The sequence below is a fragment of the Rhodococcus sp. Z13_19A genome, assembly GCF_058133575.1.
This window is the reverse complement of the sequence record NZ_JBYUNN010000003.1, coordinates 153,340-171,819: the sequence shown is the minus strand read 5'-3', so window position 1 is coordinate 171,819 and position 18,480 is coordinate 153,340. Positions and strand designations below refer to the sequence as shown.

Annotated in this window: 14 protein-coding genes; 6 read left to right on the top strand and 8 right to left on the bottom strand. The window is 73.2% G+C overall.

Annotated elements, in window-relative coordinates; genetic code table 11:
* Positions 1-39: 39 nt before the first annotated feature.
* From AC3YNX_RS11905 to AC3YNX_RS11885, 5 genes are all read right to left on the bottom strand, one after another.
* Positions 40-237: a hypothetical protein gene (locus AC3YNX_RS11905; protein WP_489995602.1), complete on the bottom strand. Its 198-nt coding sequence runs from the start codon at positions 235-237 to the stop codon at positions 40-42.
* Between the two features lie 101 nt (positions 238-338).
* Complete coding sequence (locus AC3YNX_RS11900) at positions 339-1,706, bottom strand: replication-associated recombination protein A (RefSeq protein ID WP_489995601.1); 1,368 nt, start codon at positions 1,704-1,706, stop codon at positions 339-341.
* A gap of 1 nt (position 1,707) precedes the next feature.
* Complete coding sequence (locus AC3YNX_RS11895; RefSeq protein WP_489995600.1) at positions 1,708-2,856, bottom strand: protein kinase family protein; 1,149 nt, start codon at positions 2,854-2,856, stop codon at positions 1,708-1,710.
* A 112-nt stretch (positions 2,857-2,968) separates the two neighbouring features.
* The gene (aspS, locus tag AC3YNX_RS11890) at positions 2,969-4,747 is read right to left on the bottom strand and encodes an aspartate--tRNA ligase (protein ID WP_489983027.1); all 1,779 of its coding nucleotides are present in this window, start codon (positions 4,745-4,747) and stop codon (positions 2,969-2,971) included.
* Between the two features lie 301 nt (positions 4,748-5,048).
* Positions 5,049-6,536 carry a long-chain-fatty-acid--CoA ligase gene (locus AC3YNX_RS11885; protein ID WP_489983026.1) on the bottom strand — a complete coding sequence of 496 codons (1,488 nt, stop codon included), beginning with the start codon at positions 6,534-6,536 and terminating at the stop codon, positions 5,049-5,051.
* Positions 6,537-6,718: 182 nt separating this feature from the next.
* Between AC3YNX_RS11885 and AC3YNX_RS11880 the strand changes: the two genes are divergently transcribed.
* Both AC3YNX_RS11880 and AC3YNX_RS11875 read left to right on the top strand, forming a co-directional pair.
* Entirely contained in the window at positions 6,719-8,200 is a 1,482-nt protein-coding gene (locus AC3YNX_RS11880) for an MFS transporter (protein WP_489995599.1), read from the top strand.
* Positions 8,197-8,751, top strand: coding sequence for a TetR/AcrR family transcriptional regulator (locus tag AC3YNX_RS11875; protein WP_127783162.1), 555 nt, complete (start codon positions 8,197-8,199; stop codon positions 8,749-8,751). The genes AC3YNX_RS11880 and AC3YNX_RS11875 overlap by 4 nt, the downstream gene beginning before the upstream one ends.
* Before the next feature lie 73 nt (positions 8,752-8,824).
* Here the strand turns inward: AC3YNX_RS11875 and AC3YNX_RS11870 are convergent, their stop codons facing one another.
* A complete protein-coding gene (locus tag AC3YNX_RS11870) occupies positions 8,825-9,559 on the bottom strand; it encodes an SDR family NAD(P)-dependent oxidoreductase (RefSeq protein ID WP_489995598.1) in 735 nt (244 codons plus the stop codon).
* Positions 9,556-11,295 carry an N-acyl-D-amino-acid deacylase family protein gene (locus AC3YNX_RS11865; RefSeq protein WP_489995597.1) on the bottom strand — a complete coding sequence of 580 codons (1,740 nt, stop codon included), beginning with the start codon at positions 11,293-11,295 and terminating at the stop codon, positions 9,556-9,558. Before AC3YNX_RS11865 ends, AC3YNX_RS11870 begins: the two co-directional genes overlap by 4 nt.
* Positions 11,296-11,507: 212 nt before the next feature.
* Between AC3YNX_RS11865 and AC3YNX_RS11860 the strand changes: the two genes are divergently transcribed.
* From AC3YNX_RS11860 to AC3YNX_RS11845, 4 genes are all read left to right on the top strand, one after another.
* Positions 11,508-12,482, top strand: a complete 975-nt coding sequence (locus tag AC3YNX_RS11860; RefSeq protein WP_489983021.1) for an alpha/beta hydrolase — start codon at positions 11,508-11,510, stop codon at positions 12,480-12,482.
* Positions 12,482-14,083, top strand: coding sequence for a flavin-containing monooxygenase (locus AC3YNX_RS11855; RefSeq protein ID WP_489995596.1), 1,602 nt, complete (start codon positions 12,482-12,484; stop codon positions 14,081-14,083). Before AC3YNX_RS11860 ends, AC3YNX_RS11855 begins: the two co-directional genes overlap by 1 nt.
* A 97-nt stretch (positions 14,084-14,180) precedes the next feature.
* Positions 14,181-15,050, top strand: coding sequence for a HalD/BesD family halogenase (locus AC3YNX_RS11850; protein WP_489995595.1), 870 nt, complete (start codon positions 14,181-14,183; stop codon positions 15,048-15,050).
* Between the two features lie 3 nt (positions 15,051-15,053).
* Positions 15,054-16,835, top strand: coding sequence for a choline/carnitine O-acyltransferase (locus AC3YNX_RS11845; protein WP_489995594.1), 1,782 nt, complete (start codon positions 15,054-15,056; stop codon positions 16,833-16,835).
* Here the strand turns inward: AC3YNX_RS11845 and AC3YNX_RS11840 are convergent.
* Entirely contained in the window at positions 16,832-18,325 is a 1,494-nt protein-coding gene (locus tag AC3YNX_RS11840; protein ID WP_489995593.1) for a UDP-N-acetylmuramoyl-L-alanyl-D-glutamate--2,6-diaminopimelate ligase, read from the bottom strand. The genes AC3YNX_RS11845 and AC3YNX_RS11840 overlap by 4 nt on opposite strands.
* Positions 18,326-18,480 lie beyond the last annotated feature (155 nt).

Sequence of the window (18,480 nt, the reverse complement as noted above, 5' to 3'; positions counted from 1 at the left end):
AAGCGGCCTGTCGGCCCGGGTCTGTGGGAGGTGCCGGTCTCAGCCGGTGGCGGCGGGCTCGTCGTCAGGCAGCAGCTCGGCCGGCACCCGGGGCGGGCTGGTGGCCGAGGGTGCGGTGGGCCGCCGCAGCCACCGGGCGAGCAGCACCCCGACGGCGACGCCGGTTCCGGCCGTCAGCAGCAGCCGGGGCGCCGTCGCGCGCCCTGGTCGCGCTGCCCGGTCTCGCCGCACGTCCATCCTCGTTCCTCCCAGGCTCTGCTGGCACGGCGGTCAGGTTACCGGGCCGCCCGCAAGCTCCGGGACCCGCCGATCAGGGCCTGTCGGTCGGGGCGTGTCGATCAGCCTCGCCCGCGCACGATGGAGCGCAGCTTGGCCAGCCGCTCGCGCAGCGTGCGCTCCACCCCGTGGTTGGTGGGCCGGTAGTACTCCCGGCCCACCAGCTCCTCGGGCGGGTACTGCTGGGTGAGCACGCCGTCGGGGTGGTCGTGCGGGTAGCGGTAGCCCTGGGCGTTGCCCAGCTTGGCCGCCCCCGCGTAGTGCCCGTCGCGCAGGTGCGGCGGCACGGACCCGGCCTTGCCCGCGGACACGTCGGCCAGCGCGGCGGAGAGCCCGGCGAGCACCGCGTTGGACTTGGGCGCGGTGGCCAGGTGGATGGTGGCCTGGGCCAGCGCCAGGCGGGCCTCGGGCATCCCGATCAGCTGCACCGCCTGCGCGGCGGCGGTCGCGGTGAGCAGCGCCGTCGGGTCGGCCATGCCGACGTCCTCGCTGGCGTGCACCACCAGCCGGCGAGCGATGAAGCGCGGGTCCTCCCCGGCGGCGATCATCCTGGCCAGGTAGTGCAGGGCGGCGTCCACGTCGGAGCCGCGGATGGACTTGATGAACGCGCTGGTGACGTCGTAGTGCTGGTCACCGCTGCGGTCGTAGCGCACCGCCGCCTCGTCCACCGTCGCCTCCACGGCCGGCAGGTCGATCTCGCCGCGGCCCTCGCTGGACACCGCGTCGGCGGCGGCCTCCAGGGCGGTGAGCGCGCGGCGGGCGTCGCCGGAGGCCAGCCGCACCAGGTGGTCCTCGGCGTCGGCGCTGAGGGTCACCACGCCGGCGAGCCCGCGCGGGTCGGTGACGGCCCGGCGCAGCAGGGAGCGGACGTCCTCGGCGCCCAGCGGCCGCAGCTGCAGCACCAGCGAGCGCGACAGCAGCGGTGCGACCACGGAGAACGACGGGTTCTCGGTGGTGGCGCCCACCAGCAGCACGATGCGGTCCTCCACCGCCCCGAGCAGCGCGTCCTGCTGGGTCTTGGAGAAGCGGTGCACCTCGTCGATGAACAGCACCGTCTGCTCACCGTGCGCCAGCCGGCGGCGGGCCACGTCGATGACCGCGCGCACCTCCTTCACCCCGGCGGACAGCGCCGACAGCGCCTCGAAGCGGCGACCGGTGGCCTGCGACACCAGGGTGGCCAGGGTGGTCTTGCCGGTGCCGGGCGGGCCGTAGAGCAGCAGCGACGCGGGTGCGGCGCCCTCGATCAGGCGGCGCAGGGGCGCGCCCGGGCCCAGCAGGTGCTCCTGGCCGAGCACCTCCTCCAGCGAGCTGGGCCGCATCCGCACGGGCAGGGGGGCGTGGGGACGGGACGCGACGGGGCGAGCGGAGCCGGACGCCGCGGACGGCTGCTCGGCCTCGTCGCCGAACAGCCCCGGTTCTGGGTGGGACACTTCAGCCGGTGACCTGCAGCGCTGCGGCGACGGCCAGGGCGTGCTCGGCCACGTCGGCGTCCCCGCCCCGCTCGGCGGCGCGCGCCAGCTGCTGCCAGCGCACCCGCAGGGCGCCCTGGCGGGTGTAGGTCAGCGGGTGGTGCCCGCCCGGGTTGGCCCGGTGCGGGCTGGCCGGCAGGAACCAGTAGGTGCTCAGCCACACCCAGAGCAGCTGCGCGTCCAGCATCCGCGGCCAGAGCACGGCGTCGTCGGCCAGCTCGGGCCACACGCCGACCACCTCCGAGCGCCACGCCTGCACCAGCTTCTCGGCCTGGGACTCCCCCACCTCGTGGATGCACCAGCAGGACGGGAACGGCACCAGCGCGTACGCCGCGTCCAGGGTGACGTCGCGGAAGCCGCCCCACTCGAAGTCCAGGAACCGGACCCCGCCGTCGGTGATCATGGCGTTGTCCGGGCACAGGTCCGACGGGCTGAACGCGCGCAGCGCGTCCTGGCCCAGCAGTCGCTGCGCCCCGGTCGCGCGGGCGGCGACGGTGGGCGGCGTGCTGACGCCCAGCTGCGCGGAGAGCAGGTCGGGCAGGGTGTTCAGCGCCGTGGTGGCCACCTTGGCCATCGGGTCGGGCCAGGCCTGGCGGTTCGCCCGGCGCAGCAGGGTGCGGAAGTCGTCCTCGCCGTTGGCGGTGGCGGCGTGCATCCGGCCCAGCGCCTGCGCCCAGGCCATCAGCCCGTGCTGCACGCCGGAGCCGTCCCCGCGCAGCAGCACGTCGGCCAGGGTGGGCCCGTTGCCCAGGTCGGAGAGCACCAGCAGGCCGTCGTCCACGTCGTGGGCGAACATCTCCGCGCCGGGGCGGTGCTCCGGGCGCAGGGAGTTGCCGAACTGGTAGGACACGGCCTCGCGCAGGAAGGCGCCCCGGGCGTCGGCGCTCTGCGCGGAGTCACCGAGCGGACCCTCGAGCATCCGCTTCACGACCATGGTCTTGGGGAGGGAGAACGGGTTCTCCTCCGCGCGGACACGGAGCACCAGGGTCCGGTCGCTACCTCCCAGGTCGACCGGATCCACCAACGTCACGGGAGCGCCGGTACGCCGAGTGAGCAGGCGTTGCGCCGCCTGCACCACCTCGGTCACCGGGTCCGTCGCCACAGCTCGCATTGTTCCAAAGGGTACCTGGGTCAGCGGTCCAGCACCGCGCCGAGCCGCTGACCTGCACCGATGCCTCGTGTCGGCCCCCGCACCGGGGTCCGGGAGCCGACACGAGTGTCGGTTAGGACGCCTCCGGCTTGCGCTCCGGCTTGGCGTCGATGCCGGACTCCTTGCGCTGCTGGGGCGTGATGGGCGCCGGCGCGTCGGTGAGCGGGTCGATGCCGCCCCCGGACTTGGGGAAGGCGATGACCTCGCGGATGGAGTCGGAGTGGCTCAGCAGCGCCACGATGCGGTCCCAGCCGAAGGCGATGCCACCGTGCGGGGGCGCGCCGAAGGCGAACGCGTCGAGCAGGAAGCCGAACTTCTCCTGCGCCTCCTCCTGGCTGATCCCCATCACCGCGAAGACCCGCTCCTGCACGTCGCGGCGGTGGATGCGGATGCTGCCGCCGCCGATCTCGTTGCCGTTGCAGACGATGTCGTAGGCGTAGGCCAGCGCGGAGCCGGGGTCGGTGTCGAAGGTGTCCAGGTGCTCGGGCTTGGGCGAGGTGAACGCGTGGTGCACCGCCGTCCAGGCACCCGAGCCCACGGCCACGTCGCCGCTGGCCACGGCCTCCGACGCGGGCTCGAACATCGGAGCGTCCACCACCCAGGTGAACGCCCACTCGTCGGGGTCGATCAGCCCACCGCGGTTGGCGATCTCCACCCGGGCGGCACCCAGCAGGGCGCGGGTGGACTTGACCGCACCGGCGCCGAAGAAGATGCAGTCACCCGGCTGCGCACCCACGTGCGCCGCGAGGCCCTCCCGCTCGGCGTCGGTGAGGTTCTTGGCCACCGGACCGCCCAGGGTGCCGTCCGCGCCCACCAGCACGTAGGCCAGGCCCTTCGCACCGCGCTGCTTGGCCCACTCCTGCCAGGCGTCCAGCTGCTTGCGCGGCTGGCTCGCCCCACCTGGCATCACCACCGCGCCCACGTAGGGCGCCTGGAAGACCCGGAAGGTGGTGTCGGCGAAGTACTCGGTGCACTCCACCAGCTCCAGGCCGAAGCGCAGGTCCGGCTTGTCGGTGCCGAAGCGGCGCATGGCGTCGGCGTAGGTCATCCGCGGCAGGGGCAGGCTGAGGTCCACGCCGATGAGCGACCACAGCGCGCGCAGCACCTGCTCGGCCACGGCGATCACGTCGTCCTGCTCGACGAAGGCCATCTCCACGTCCAGCTGGGTGAACTCGGGCTGGCGGTCGGCGCGGAAGTCCTCGTCGCGGTAGCAGCGGGCGATCTGGTAGTACTTCTCCACCCCGGCGACCATGAGCAGCTGCTTGAACAGCTGCGGGCTCTGCGGCAGGGCGTAGAAGCTGCCCGGCTGCAGGCGGGCCGGCACCAGGAAGTCGCGGGCGCCCTCCGGCGTGGAGCGGGTGAGCGTGGGGGTCTCCACCTCCACGAAGCCCTGCTCGTCCAGCACGCCGCGCGCGGCCCGGCTGACCCGGCTGCGCAGCCGCAGCGCGGCGGCCGGGGCCTCGCGCCGCAGGTCCAGGTAGCGGTAGCGCAGCCGCGCCTCCTCGCCCGGGGTGGAGTCGAGCTGGAACGGCAGCGGGGCGCTCTCGTTGAGCACGGTCAGCTCGGTGACCGTCACCTCGATGTCGCCGGAGGCGATCTCCGGGTTGGCGTTGCCCTCCGGGCGGCGCTCCACCGTGCCGGTGACCTGCACGACGAACTCCGCGCGCAGCCGGTGGGCGCGCTCGGCCATCTCGCCCTCGCGGAACACCACCTGGGCGACCCCGCTGTCGTCGCGCAGGTCGATGAAGATCACTCCGCCGTGGTCGCGCCGGCGGGCCACCCAGCCGGAGAGCGTGACGGTCTGTCCGGCGTGCTCGGCACGAAGCGAGCCGGCGGAGTGGGTGCGCAGCACGATGGTCCTCTCGTAGTGATCTTGGGATTCGCTGCTGATCCTACGGAGCGGCCCGACGGCGCCCGAGCCGCGTCGCGCCCCGGTGCCGCGTCGTGACAGTGATCTCAGCTCGAGCGTGCGGGAACACTGGGCGCCGGTCGGTAGTTTGTACGACTGGCGGTGCTCGATCCATGCCCCGGGCCCCAAAAATAGTCGCTACGAGCGACCCCGTGCCGAGAGGCGCACTGGCGGGCACCGCCCCGTTGGCCGTCCGGCTGTGATCCAGCCGGACGGCCAACACTCATCTCGGGAGGAGCTGGGCTCAGCCCGCGCTGATCTCCCGCTTGAGGATCTTGCCGGTGGCTCCCTTGGGCAGCTCGTCCACGATGAGCACCTTGCGCGGGTACTTGTAGGCCGCCACCAGGGGCTTGACGTGGGCGATGAGCTCCTCGGGCGTGGCCTCGGCCCCTGCCTTGAGCGCCACCACCGCGCAGATCTCCTCGCCCAGGTCGTCGTGCGGCATGCCGATGACCGCAGCCTCGGCCACCGCCGGGTGCTCGTAGAGCACCTCCTCGATCTCGCGGGGGTAGACGTTGAACCCGCCCCGGATGATGAGGTCCTTCTTGCGGTCGACGATGTAGTAGTAGCCCTCGTCGTCCACGCGGGCGAGGTCACCGCTGTGGAACCAGCCGTCGACGATCGCGGCGGCGGTCGCCTCGGGGTTGTTCCAGTAGCCCTTCATGATGTTCTCGCCGCGGATGCAGATCTCGCCGACCTCGTCCTTGCCGACCTCGTTGCCGTCCTCGTCGAGCAGCGTGACCTCGACACCCTTGACGGCCACGCCGATGGAGCCGGCCTTGCGCTCCCGGTCGGGCAGGTTGAACGTGGCCACCGGGCTGGTCTCGGACAGGCCGTAGCCCTCCAGCACCGTGCAGCCGAACTTCTCCTCGAACCCGCGCATGACCTCCACCGGCATGGCCGACCCGCCGGAGACGCACACCCGCAGGTTCGACAGGTCGTAGGAGTCGCCCTCGGGGTGGTGCAGCATCGCCGCGTACATCGTGGGCACGCCGGCGAAGGCGGTCACCTTGTCGCGCTGCAGCACCTCCAGCGCCTTGGTGGCGTCGAAGCGCGGGATGAGGGTGAGGGTGGCGCCGGCCCGGATGACGGTGTTCAGCGCACAGGTCTGGCCGAACGCGTGGAACAGCGGCAGGGCGCCGAGCATCACGTCGTCGGGACCGAGGTTGAGCAGCGTGGACGCGCTCAGCTCGCTGTTGCTGTTCAGGTTGTGGTGGGTCAGCTCGGCGCCCTTGGGCTTTCCGGTGGTGCCGGACGTGTAGAGGATGACGGCCGTGTCCTCGTCGGCCCGCTCCACCACCTCGGGGGCCGGCTCGGCCGCCCCGACCAGGGCGGTGAAGCCCTCCACGGTGACCACGATGCACTCGGCGTTCGCGTCCGCCGCACCCTTCTCGCCGGCCTCGGCGAAGTCCTGCCAGGCGAACAGCCACTTGGCCCCGGAGTCGGCCAGGTGGTAGGCGACCTCGCGCTGCTTGAGCAGCGGGTTGAGCGGGACGACGACACCGCCGGCGCGCAGCACGCCGTAGTAGACGATCGGGAAGTGCGGCACGTTGGGCAGCGAGACACCCACGGCGTCACCGGGCTTGAGTCCCTTGGCCTTGAGCAACCCGGCCAGGTGGGCGGTCGCACCGTCGAGCGCGGCGTAGTCGAGCACCAGGTCGTCCAGCTTCACGGCCGGGTGCGACGGGTCGCGCTGCACGCTCCTGGCCAGGTTCTCCGCGATGTTCGTCAAGGCTTCTCCTCGCGTCTGCCTCGGGCGCGATCGCCGCAGACGGGCGATCCGCGCACACCTGCCCCGCTGGCACGTGTTTCCGCGCACGGTAGCAACGCGAGGTCAGGGCCAGTCCGGCGACGCCGAGCCCCGGTATGTCATCCTTCGGAGACATCACGCGTTGACTTCTGCTGAGGAGCGCCATGTCTGCCCGCCCCACCGCCGCCGCTCCGCAGGCGACCGAGGCCGCGCGACACCCCGGTCTCGTTCCCGCCCTTGTCTTTCTGGGGGCGCTAGTGGCGGTGGTCAGCAGCCTGGGCGCTCCCCTGGTACCGACGGTGGCGGTGGACTACGCGGTGTCACTGCCCAGTGCCCAGTGGTCGCTCACCATCACCCTGCTGGCCGGCGCGGTCTCCACCCCCGTCCTGGGCCGGCTCGGTGACGGCCCGCACCGCCGCGGCGTGATCATCGGTGCGCTCGCGCTGATCGTGCTCGGCTGCGTGCTGGCCGCCGTCCCCGGCAGCTACCCCCTGCTGCTGGTGGGGCGGGCCCTGCAGGGCGTGGGCCTAGGCCTCACGCCGCTGGCCATGGCGGTGGCCCGCGACCACCTCACCGGGGCGCGGGCCCGGTCGGCGGTGGCGACGCTGTCGGTGACCACCGCGGCCGGCGTGGGACTGGGGTACCCCCTCACCGCGCTCGCCGCGCAGCACCTGGGCTTCCACGCCGCCTTCTGGTGCGCCGCCGCCGCCACCTCGCTGGTGCTCGTCGCCGTGGTCGCCGTGGTGCCGCCCAGCACCACCCGCACCCGCCACCGCCTGGACGTCCTCGGCGCCACGCTGATGAGCCTGAGCCTGGCCGCGGTGCTGGTCGCCGTGAGCACCGGCGGGCAGTGGGGCTGGTTCTCCGGCCGCGTGCTCGGCCTGCTCGTGGTGGCGGTGGTCCTCGGCGCGGCGTGGGCGTGGTGGGAGCTGCGGGTGGCCCACCCGTTGGTCGACCTGCGCCTGCTGCGCAACCGCGCGGTGCTCACGGCCGACGTCAGCGCGGTCATCTCCGGGGTCGGCATGTACTTCCTGATGGCCACGATCATCCTGTTCGTGCAGTCCCCCACCTCCACCGGCTACGGGCTGGGCCAGTCGGTGGTGGTGGGGGCGCTGGTGCTGGTGCCGTTCTCGCTGTGCAGCGTGGCGGCGAGCCGGCTGGCCGTGCTGATCGGCCGCCGCGTCGGCGAGCGCCTGGTCATCCCCGTCGGGGCGGGGTTCTTCCTGCTGGCCATGCTGATGTTCCTGTTCCTGCGGCACAGCGTGTGGCAGGTGTGCGTGGTGATGGGACTGGCCGGCCTGGGCGTCGGCTGCACCTTCGCGGCCATGCCCGCGCTCATCGTGCGCTCGGTGCCGGTGCACGAGACCGGCAGCGCGCTCGGCGTCAACCAGGTGCTCAAGACGGTGGGTGGCTCGATGGGCAGCGCGCTGGCCTCGGGGGTGCTGGCCTCGCACACCCTGGCCGGCGCCCAGTACCCAGAGAACAGCGGCTACTCGGTGGGCGCGGTGCTGTGCATCGGCGTCTGGGTGCTGGTCGGGGTGCTCGGCTACGTCCTGCTCGGGCGGTCGCTGCGCACGCCGGCACCCGCCGACGCGCAAGCCCCCACCGACGCGGAGGCACCCGCGGCGAGGCTGGGGACACGATGAGCGAGGCACGCAAGCGCGACTCCGCCCGGAGCAGGCAGGAGCTGCTGCGGGCGGCGGCCGAGCTGTTCAGCGAGCGCGGCTACGACCGGACGACGCTGCGCGAGGTCGGCGAGCGCGCCGGGGTGGACCCGGCGCTGGTGGCGCGCTACTTCGGCGGGAAGGTGGCGCTGTACGTGGCCACCCTGAAGGCCTCGGCCCGGGACGGGGTGCCCGACCTGCTGCAGCCGGGGCGGGTGGCGGAGGTGCTGCGCGGCATCCGCCGGTCCGGCTCGGCGCCGTTGCTGCAGGCGGCGCTGCGCCCGCACGACGACCCGGACGTGCAGGAGGCGGCGCGGGAGACGCTGGCGCTGCGCCTGACCACCCCGCTGACCGAGCGCCTGGCCGAGGCCGGCCACACCGACGCCGCCCTGCGCGCCGAGGTGGCCATCGCGGCGCTCGCGGGCATCGGGCTGGGCCTGGGCTCCGGCGCCTTCCCAGCGCTCAGCGCCGCCTCGGACGACGAGCTGGCCGCCGTGACCACGGCCGTGCTCGCCGCCCTGCGCGACGGGTGAGCAGCCCGGCCACGCCCTCGGCCGCGAGCTGCTTGGCCGGGTCCATCACCTCCGACGCCAGCCGCGGGGCTGGCTAGGCGGTGGCTCCGCCGTCGACCACGAAGTCGGCGCCGGTGCAGTAGCTGCTGGCGTCGCTGGCCAGGAACGCCACCATCGCGGCGACCTCCCCGGTGGTGCCCGCCCGCGGTATCGGCAGGTGCGAGAGGTTCAGCACGGCCAGGTCCACCATCGGGGTGTCCACCGAGCCGGGGCACACGCAGTTCACCCGGACGTGCCGCGGTGCCAGCTCCTGTGCGGCCGAGCGACTGGCTCCGCGCAACCCCCACTTGGACGAGGCGTAGGCCAGCGCTCCGCCGTGCCCGCGCATCCCCGAGATGGAGGCGACGTTGACGATGGCGCCACCGCTGTCGGGCATGGCGTCCGCCACCTCGCGCATGCCCAGCACGGGACCGAGCAGGTTCACCTCCAGCAGCCTCTGCAGATCGGCGTCAGACCAGCTGGCCAGCGGCTGCTTTCGGTAGATCCCCGCGTTGTTCACCAGCACGTCCACCCGCCCGTGCTGCTGCACCGTCTCCCGCACCACCCGCTGCCAGGCGGCGCTGTCGGTCACGTCGTGGGCGAGGAAGGTGGCCGACGGTCCGAGGCGCTGCGCCACCTCGCGGCCGGCGGACTCGTTGACGTCGGTGAGCACCACGGTGGCCCCGAGCTCGACGAACAGCTCGGCCTCCGCCGCTCCCTGCCCCTGGGCCGCGCCCGTGATGACGGCGACCTTGTGCTCGAGTCGGACCAGTGGCGCTGCCGCGGTCACTGGGCGCGAGCGGCCGGGCCGGGCTGGGCCCCACGGATCAGCCGGCCGGGCAGCGGCCCCACCGCCTCGCCGTCGCGGTAGGTCTCCTGACCGCTGACCACGGTGTGCCGGTAGCCGTCCACGCGCTGCACCATCCGGCGCCCGCCCGCAGGCAGGTCGTGGCGGATCTCCGGCTTGTGCAGCCGGAGGCCGGCCATGTCGATGACGTTGACGTCGGCCTTGTAGCCGGGCTTGAGCAGGCCGCGGTCGAGCAGCCCCACCAGCTCGGCGGTGGCGCGGGACTGCCGAGCGACGATGTAGGGCAGCTCGAAGGTACCGTGGTCGCGGTCGCGCACCCAGTGCTGCAGCAGCGTGGTGGGGAAGCTGCCGTCGCAGATGGTGCCCACGTGGGCGCCGCCGTCGGAGAGCCCGGGCACGGTGTAGGGGTGCGCCATCATCTCCTGGACGGCGTCCAGCGAGCCTGCGTTGTAGTTGGCGAACGGGCTGTAGAGCAGCCCGCGGCCGTGGTCGGCCACCAGGAGGTCGTAGGCCAGCTCCTCCGGCGTGCAGCCGATGCGGGCGGCCCGGCGGGTGACGGTGTCCTCCGGGTCGGGCTCGTAGCTCGGCGGGTCGGCCAGCTCGAACATCAGGTCGAACTTGCCGATGATGCGACCGCCGATGCGGGTGAGGTTCTCCTCGCCGGACTGCGCGGCGAGCACCCGGGCCCGGAAGTCCGAGCTCGCCATCTGGGCCGCCTGCTCCGCCAGCGGCAGGTGGGACACGCTCTGCCACACCGGGTTGTACATGAAGGGGTTGAGGGTGCAGTCCAGGCCGAGGATGATCCCGATGCCGCGGGCAGCGACCTGCGCGCGCAACCGGTATCCGTCCTCGTTGACCTGCTCGATCAGCCGGAGGATCTCCCGGAACTTCTGCGGGTTGGTGGTGCTCTGCGCCAGGGACAGCGACATGGGGCGTCCGGAGGCCTCCATCATGGCGCGCACCAGGCGTGCGTCCGGGCCCAGGTCGTCGTCCCAGTCGGTGACCAGCTGCAGCACCCCCTTGCCGGTGCGCCCGATGGCGGCGGCGATCGCGGTGAGCTCCTCCAGGCCTGCGTCGTAGGTGGGGGTCAGCTCGCCGGAGATGCTCTTGTGGTTGAGCGTGCGCGAGGTGCTGAAGCCCAGGGCGCCGGCCTCGATGCCCTCCGCGGCCAGCTTGGCCATCAGGGCGATCTCCTCGCCGGTGGCCATCTCGTGCGCAGCGGCACGGGCACCCATGGCCCGCACCCGCACTGCGGCGTGCGGAACCTGCGCGGCGAGGTCGATGTCGTGCGGGCGGCGCTCCACCGCGTCGAGGTACTCCGGGAACGACTGCCAGTCCCAGGCCAGACCCTCGGCCAGCGCGACACCGGGGATGTCCTCCACGCCCTCCATCAGCTCGATCAGCCGGTCGTGGTCGGCGGGCACCACGGGGGCGAAGCCGACACCGCAGTTGCCCATCACGGCGGTGGTGACGCCGTGCCAGGAGGAGGGCTGCATCCGGTCGTCCCAGGTGGACTGGCCGTCGTAGTGGGTGTGCACGTCCACGAAGCCGGGCGCCACCACGGCGCCGTCGGCGTCGATCTCCTGCCGGCCGGTCCCCGAGACCGCGCCGACCTCCACCACGATGCCGTCGCGCACCGCAACGTCGGCGGTGAAGGCAGGCGCCCCGGTGCCGTCGACGACGCTGCCACCTCGGATGACGAGATCGTGCTCGGACACTGGCCTGCTCCTCTGATCAACTAGCTCGACTATGCCGGTTAGACATAGACAGCAGTGCAACAGACCGCCTGGTGCGCGTCAAGGGTGCCGGACGGCGGCGCGGCAGTGCTTGACCACTGGTGGAACTGGTGCGACTATGCCGAAATTGCATAGTTCGCCCCGTACCTGTGACCGGCTCGTGGCGACGGGACCCCACCCGAGAGGACCCACCCATGGCGCTGGACGCCGCGACCACCGACTTCATCGGCCTGATGGCCCAGGCCGGCGGCCCCCCGCTGCACGAGCTCTCCCCCGCCGAGGCCCGCACCAAGCTGGCCGGCCTCGTCCCGATGTTCGGCACCGGCCCGGACGTCGCCGAGGCTCGCACCGAGCAGGTGCCCGGCCCCGGCGGCGACCTCGCGGTCCGGGTGCTGGTCCCGCACGGACGCCCACGCGGCGTCCTCGTCTACTTCCACGGCGGTGGCTGGGTGCTGGGCAGCCTGCCCGAGTACGAGGTTCTCGGGCGTCAGCTCGCCGCCCGCACCGGGTGCACCGTGGCGGTGGTGGACTACCGCCTGGCCCCCGAGCACCCCTACCCGGCCGCGGTCGGTGACGCCTGGGCTGCGCTGCAGTGGGCTTCCGCCACGCTGGCCAGCGCGGGGTCGGGCCCGGCCGGCCTGCCGCTGGTGGTGGCCGGCGACAGCGCCGGGGGCAACCTCGCCGCCATCGTCAGCCGGCACGCCCGCGACGCCGGCGGACCGGACGTGGCGCTGCAGGTGCTGGTGTACCCGGTGACCGACTGCGACCTGGAGAGCGAGTCCTACGTGGACCCGGCCAACCAGGGGATGCTCAACCGCCACACCATGGCCTGGTTCTGGAACCACTACGTCACCGACGAGCAGCGCACCCACCCCGACGTCTCCCCGCTGCGCGCCGCCGACCTCGCCGGGCTCGCGCCGGCGGTGGTGGTCACCGCCGAGCACGACGTGCTGCGCACCGAGGGCGAGGCCTACGCGTCCGCGCTGGCCGAGGCCGGCGTGGACGTGACCCACCGCCGCTTCGACGGCCAGATGCACGGCTTCTTCACCATGGTGAACCTGCTGCCCGGCAGCGCCGCGGCCATCGACTTCGTGGCCGAGCAGGTCGGCGCGCACCTGGACCAGGCCGGCACCGCCCCCACCCCCGAGAGCACAGGAGCGCAGCACTGATGGCACCAGCAGAGGTCGACGCCGTGGTGGTGGGAGCGGGGTTCTCCGGGCTCTACATGGTGCACAAGCTGCGCGGGCTCGGGCTGTCGGTGCGTGGCTTCGAGGCCGGGGCCGACGTGGGCGGCACCTGGTACTGGAACCGCTACCCGGGCGCTCGCTGCGACGTGGAGAGCATGTACTACGCGTACTCCTTCGACCGCGAGCTGGTGCAGGAGTGGGAGTGGTCGGAGAAGTACTCGGCCCAGCCGGAGATCCTGCGCTACCTGCAGCACGTGGCCGACCGCCACGACCTGCGGCGCGACTTCACCTTCAACACCCAGGTCACCGCCGCCGCCTACGACGAGGCGTCGTCGCGGTGGACGGTGACCACCTCCGACGGCGACCAGGTCAGCGCCCGCTACTGCATCCTCGCGGTGGGCTGCCTGTCCTCGGCCAAGCTGCCGGAGATCCCCGGCCTGGAGCAGTTCCGCGGGCGCACCTTCCACACTGCCCACTGGCCGCACGAGGGGGTGGACTTCACCGGGCAGCGGGTAGGCGTCATCGGCACCGGCTCCTCCGGCATCCAGGTGATCCCGCTGGTGGCCGAGCAGGCTGAGCAGCTCACCGTCTTCCAGCGCACGGCCAACTTCGCCTTCGCGGCCTTCAACGGCCCCGCGGACCAGGACAAGGTCAGCACCATCAAGTCCGACTACCCCAGCGTGGTGGCGAACATCCGCTCCTCCTACGGCGGCATCCCGCCGACCAACCCGCCGACGTCGGCGCTGGAGGTCACCCCCGAGGAGCGGCAGCGTCGCTACGACGAGCGGTGGCGCCTGGGCCTGCTGAGCGGCCCGTTGCAGGCCTTCCACGACATCATGGTGGACCGGGCCGCCAACGAGACCGCGGCGGAGTACGTCCGCGAGCGGATCCGCGAGGCGGTCACCGACCCGGAGGTCGCGGAGGCGCTGTGCCCGCAGGGCTACGCCATCGGCACCAAGCGGCCGTGCCTGGGCACCCGCTACTACGAGACCTACAACCGGGACAACGTCACCCTGGTGAACCTGCGCGAGACACCGCTGGTGGCGATCACCGAGCGCGGCATCGCCACCACCGACGGCGAGCACGAGCTGGACTCGCTGGTCTTCGCCACCGGCTTCGACGCGATGACCGGCCCGCTGCTGGCCATCGACATCACCGGCCGCGACGGTGCCACGCTGCGGGAGGAGTGGGCGTCGGGCCCGATCACCTACCTGGGCCTGGCCACCGCCGGCTTCCCCAACATGTTCCACCTCACCGGCCCGGGCAGCCCCTCGGTGATCACCAACATGGCGGTCTCCATCGAGCAGCACGTGGAGTGGGTCGCCGACGCGGTGGCCTACCTGCGCGACCACGGCGTGGCGGCCATCGAGGCCGACCCGCAGGCCCAGCAGGAGTGGACCCAGCACGTGCAGGAGGTCGCCTCCTACACGCTGTACCCGGAGACCGACTCCTGGTACACCGGGTCCAACGTGCCGGGCAAGCCGCGGGTCTTCATGCCCTACCTCGGCGGCGTCGGGCTGTACCGGGACAAGTGCCAGCAGGTCGCCGACGACGGCTACCCGGGGTTCGTGCTCACCGCCTGACCGCGCTCGGAGTGGCGCCTCGGCCCAGCCTGACTACCCTCCAGGGGACGGCCCTGCTCCACGTGGAGCACGCGCCGTGCGGGTGCGGGAGGTGCTGATGACCACTGCGGATGCCGACGTGATCGACGAGGTGGTGGACACCGATCGGTACCCGTTGTCCGCCCCGGACTCCCCCGCCTGGGACCGGGCCGTGCTCGCCGCCCGCGAGCGGCTGCACGCCGACGGCTGCTGCGTGCTCACCGGCTTCGTCCGCCCGGAGCTGACTGCTCGGCTGCAGGCGGAGTCCGCGCTGGCGGCGCCGCTGGCCCACCACGACGTGGAGCTGGCCAACGTCTACAACACCCCGCCTGATCCCCACCTGCCCCCGGAGCACCCGGCGCAGGTGCTCCTGCCGCGCGGCAACGCCTTCGTCGCCCGCGACCAGCTGGACCCGGGGTTGCTCGTCCAGGGCCTCTACGCCAGCCCCCTGCTGCAACGGTTCCTCGCCGCGTGCTTCGAGCTGCCGGAGATCCACGAGCTGGCCGATCCGCTGGCCGGGCTGGTGCTCAACGTGCTCAGCGAGGGCCACTCGCACCCGTGGCACTTCGACACCAACGAGATCGCCATCAGCATGCTCACCCAGGCGCCCGAGGCCGGCGGCACCTTCGAGTACTGCCCGGACATCCGCACGGCCGAGGACGAGCACCTCGCCGACGTGGCCGCCGTGCTCGCCGGCGAGGGCGAGCACCGGGTGTCGCGGCTGCAGCCACGGGTGGGCGACCTGCAGCTGTTCCACGGCCGCTACTCCCTGCACCGGGTCACCGCGGTGCGGGGCGGCACCGAGCGGCACTCCGCGATCTTCGCGTACTCGGCCCGACCGGGCGTGGTGGGCTCGGTGGCGCGCACCCGCCAGCTGTTCGGCCGGGTGCTGCCCGAGCACCTCGCCGCCGAGGGCCGCGCGGTGCGGCTCGACCAGCTGATGGACTGACCGGTGGCCGCCACCACGACCTACGCCGCCGAGGAGGACCTGCCCCGGGCCCCGCTGCCCAGCCTGCAGGACAGCTGCGACCGCCTGCTGCAGTGGAGCGCCCCGCTGCTCGACGCCGAGCAGCTGGCCGAGACCCAGGCCGCGGTGGTGGCGTTCCTGCGGCCGGGCTCCCCCGCGCACCGGCTGCAGGCGGCGCTGCAGCGCGAGCAGGACGAGGGGGCCGGCTGGCTGGAGGGGTTCTGGGCGAGTCGCTACCTGGGTCGCCGGGACCGCATCGCCGTCAACGCCAACTACTTCTTTCTGCTGAGGGACTCCCCGCTGGGCCAGGTTGACCGGGCGGCGGCGCTCACTCGTGCCGCGGTGGACCACAAGCAGCGCCTGGACGCCGAGGCGGTGGCCCCGGTGCGCGAGCGTGACCAGGTGCAGTCGATGGAGCAGAACAAGTACCTGTTCTCCGCCACCCGCATCCCCGGCACGGAGCACGACACCGACCGCACCGCCTACAGCGCCACCGAGCCCGGCCCGTCCCGGCACCGCCACGTGCTGGTGCTCAGCCGCGGCCACGCGTTCCGGTTGGAGGTGCTCGACCACCACGACCGGCCCTACCCGGTGAACCAGCTGGCGGCCGGGCTGCAGCGCGTGTTGGCGCAGTCGCAGGACTGGGCGCCTCCGAGCCGGGCGCTGGGCCACCTCACCACCCAGGACCGGGCCCAGTGGGCCACCGACCGCGCCGAGCTGCTGGCGGGTGCACCGGAGAACGCCGCGTTCCTCGACCAGGTGGAGACGGCACTGTTCTGCCTGTGCCTGGACGACGTGGCGCCGGCCGACACCCGTGCGGCGTGCTGGCAGCTGCTGGCCGGCAGTGGCGCCAACCGCTGGTACGACAAGTCGTTCTCGCTGATCGTCGCGGCCGACGGCACGGCGGGACTCAACGGCGAGCACACCCACCTCGATGGCACCACCGTGGTCGGCCTCATCGACGCGCTGCTCGCGCCGGGCGGCACGGAGACAGCTCCGGCGACCGAGGGCGAGCCCGGCGTCGCCGCGCTGGACGTCCGGCTGACCACGTCGCTGGCCGAGCGGGTGGTGGCCGCGGCGGAGTCCTTCGCCGACTTCACCGCCGGCTGCGCCACCGAGCTGGTGAGCTTCGACCACCTCGGCTCGGCGCAGCTGAAGTCGCTGGGGGTCTCCCCCGACGCATTCGTGCAGATGGCCTTCCAGCTGGCCCACCAGCGCGCGCGTGGGCTGGTGGGATCGACCTACGAGTCGGTGGCCACCCGGCAGTTCTGGCACGGCCGCACCGAGGCCATGCGGGTGGTCACGCCGGAGGTGCTCACCTTCGTGGCGGCGATGGACGACCCCGCGGTCGACCCGGCCGAGCGGGTGGCGGCGCTGCGGGCAGCGCTGGCGGCGCACACCGCGCGGGCCCGGGAGTGCAAGCAGGGTCTCGCCCCGGAGCAGCACCTGTGGGAGCTGCAGCTGACCCAGCAGCGTCGCGGTGCGGAGCTGGGCGCCACCGAGCCGCTGGCGCTGTACAACTGCCCCGGCTGGGTGGTGCTGCGCCAGGACTACCTCAGCACCAGCTCGGCACCGTCGCAGTTCACCCAGTACTTCGGCTTCGGCTCCACCAGCGACCGGTGCATCGGCGTGGGCTACGTGCTGCTGCCCGAGCGCTTCCACCTGCACCTGAGCACTCCCCGGGCGGTGGACCAGCAGATGCAGGCCTTCGCCGCACAGCTGCGCTCCGTGGTGCCCGAGCTGCAGTCCCTGCTCGCGGGGGGCTAGCGCCGCCGGTCCAGCACCTGGGCCAGCTGCTCGCGGTCGTCGAACGGACGCACCTGCTCGCCGTAGACCTGGTGGCCGTCGGCGCCGCGGCCGGCCACCACCAGCACGTCGCCCGGCCTGGCGCGAGCCGCGGCCTGCTCCAGGGCCCCGCGGCGGTCGGGCTCCACCACGAGCTCGCCGCCACGCACCGAGCGGGCCCCGGCGGCCACCGCCTCCCGGACGCGGTCGGCAGGCTCGGAGCGCGGGCTCTCGTCGGTGACCACCACCACGTCGGCCAGCTCGGCGGCGGTGGCACCGAGGCGGAAGCGCTTGCCCGGGTCGCGGTCACCGGTGGCCCCCAGCACGACCAGCAGCCGGCCGGTGGTCAGCGAGCGCAGGAACGGCAGCAGCGAGCGCTGCCCGGCACTGTTGTGCATGTAGTCCACCAGGGCGAGGAACGGCTGCCCGACGTCGACGCGCTCCAGCCGCCCCGGGACGCGGGCCAGCTGTTCCATCCCGTGGACCGCGCCCCGCAGGTCCACCCCCGCCAGCGCCAGCGAGGTGAGCGCCGTGAGCGCGTTAGCCACCTGGTGCGGACCCAGCAGCGCCAGCGACACGGGCAGCCGCCCGGACGGGGTGTGCACGGTGAACCGGGTGCCCTCGGCGTCACAGGCGATGCCGTCGGCGTACACGTCGGCCGTGGGGTCGCGGGTCGAGTGGGTCCACACCGGCAGGTCGGTGCTGGCGCAGAGCCGGCGGCCGTACGGGTCGTCCACGTTGACCACGGCCGCGCCGGCCCGCTCGGGGGTGAACAGGGCGGCCTTGGCGGCGTAGTACTCCTCCATGGTCCGGTGGTAATCCAGGTGGTCGCGGCCCAGGTTGGTGAAGGCCACCACCCGGAAGCGGGTGCCGTCCACCCGCCGCTGGCTCACCGCGTGCGAGGAGACCTCCATGGCCGCCGCCAGCGCGCCCTCGTCCCGGAACCCGGCGAGCAGCCGCTGGAGCACCGCCGCCTCCGGGGTGGTGCGCTGGGCCGGCCAGGAGCCGGCGGGGCTGCGGATCGCGATGCCGGTGATCATCGCGCTGCGCACACCCGCACCGGACAGGCCCGCGTCAACCAGGTAGGTGGCACTGGTCTTGCCGTTGGTCCCGGTGACGCCGTAGACGTCCAGCCGGGCGGAGGGGTGGTCGTGGATCCAGGCGGCCAGCGGGCCGACGTGACGACGGGGATCGGCCACGACGAGGGAGGGCAGGGCCGTGGCGGGCCGGTCGCTGAGCACGGCCACCGCACCCCGGGCCGCCGCCTCGGCCTCGAAGGTGAGCCCGTGCTCCCGCTCGCCCGGCAGCGCCACGTAGAGGTCGCCGGCGGTGACCGTCCGGGAGTCGTCGCTGACGCCGGTGACCGACCGACCGAGCTCCCCGGTCGTCCCGGTGGCGGCGAGGCCCAGGTGGGCGGCGACGTCGCACACGGTGCGGCCCAGCGCAGCGGGGGCCGCAGGGGGGCACGTCATTGGCACCGACGCTGCCAGCCAGAGGTCCACTGCCAGCCAGAAGTCACGGTTTCATCGTGACACTCCCACGGGCACAACGCGCATCGTCGGCTGAGCTGGTCCCGGTCGGTGGGACGAGCACGAGCGAGCGCACACCGCCAGGTGAGAATTTCCGC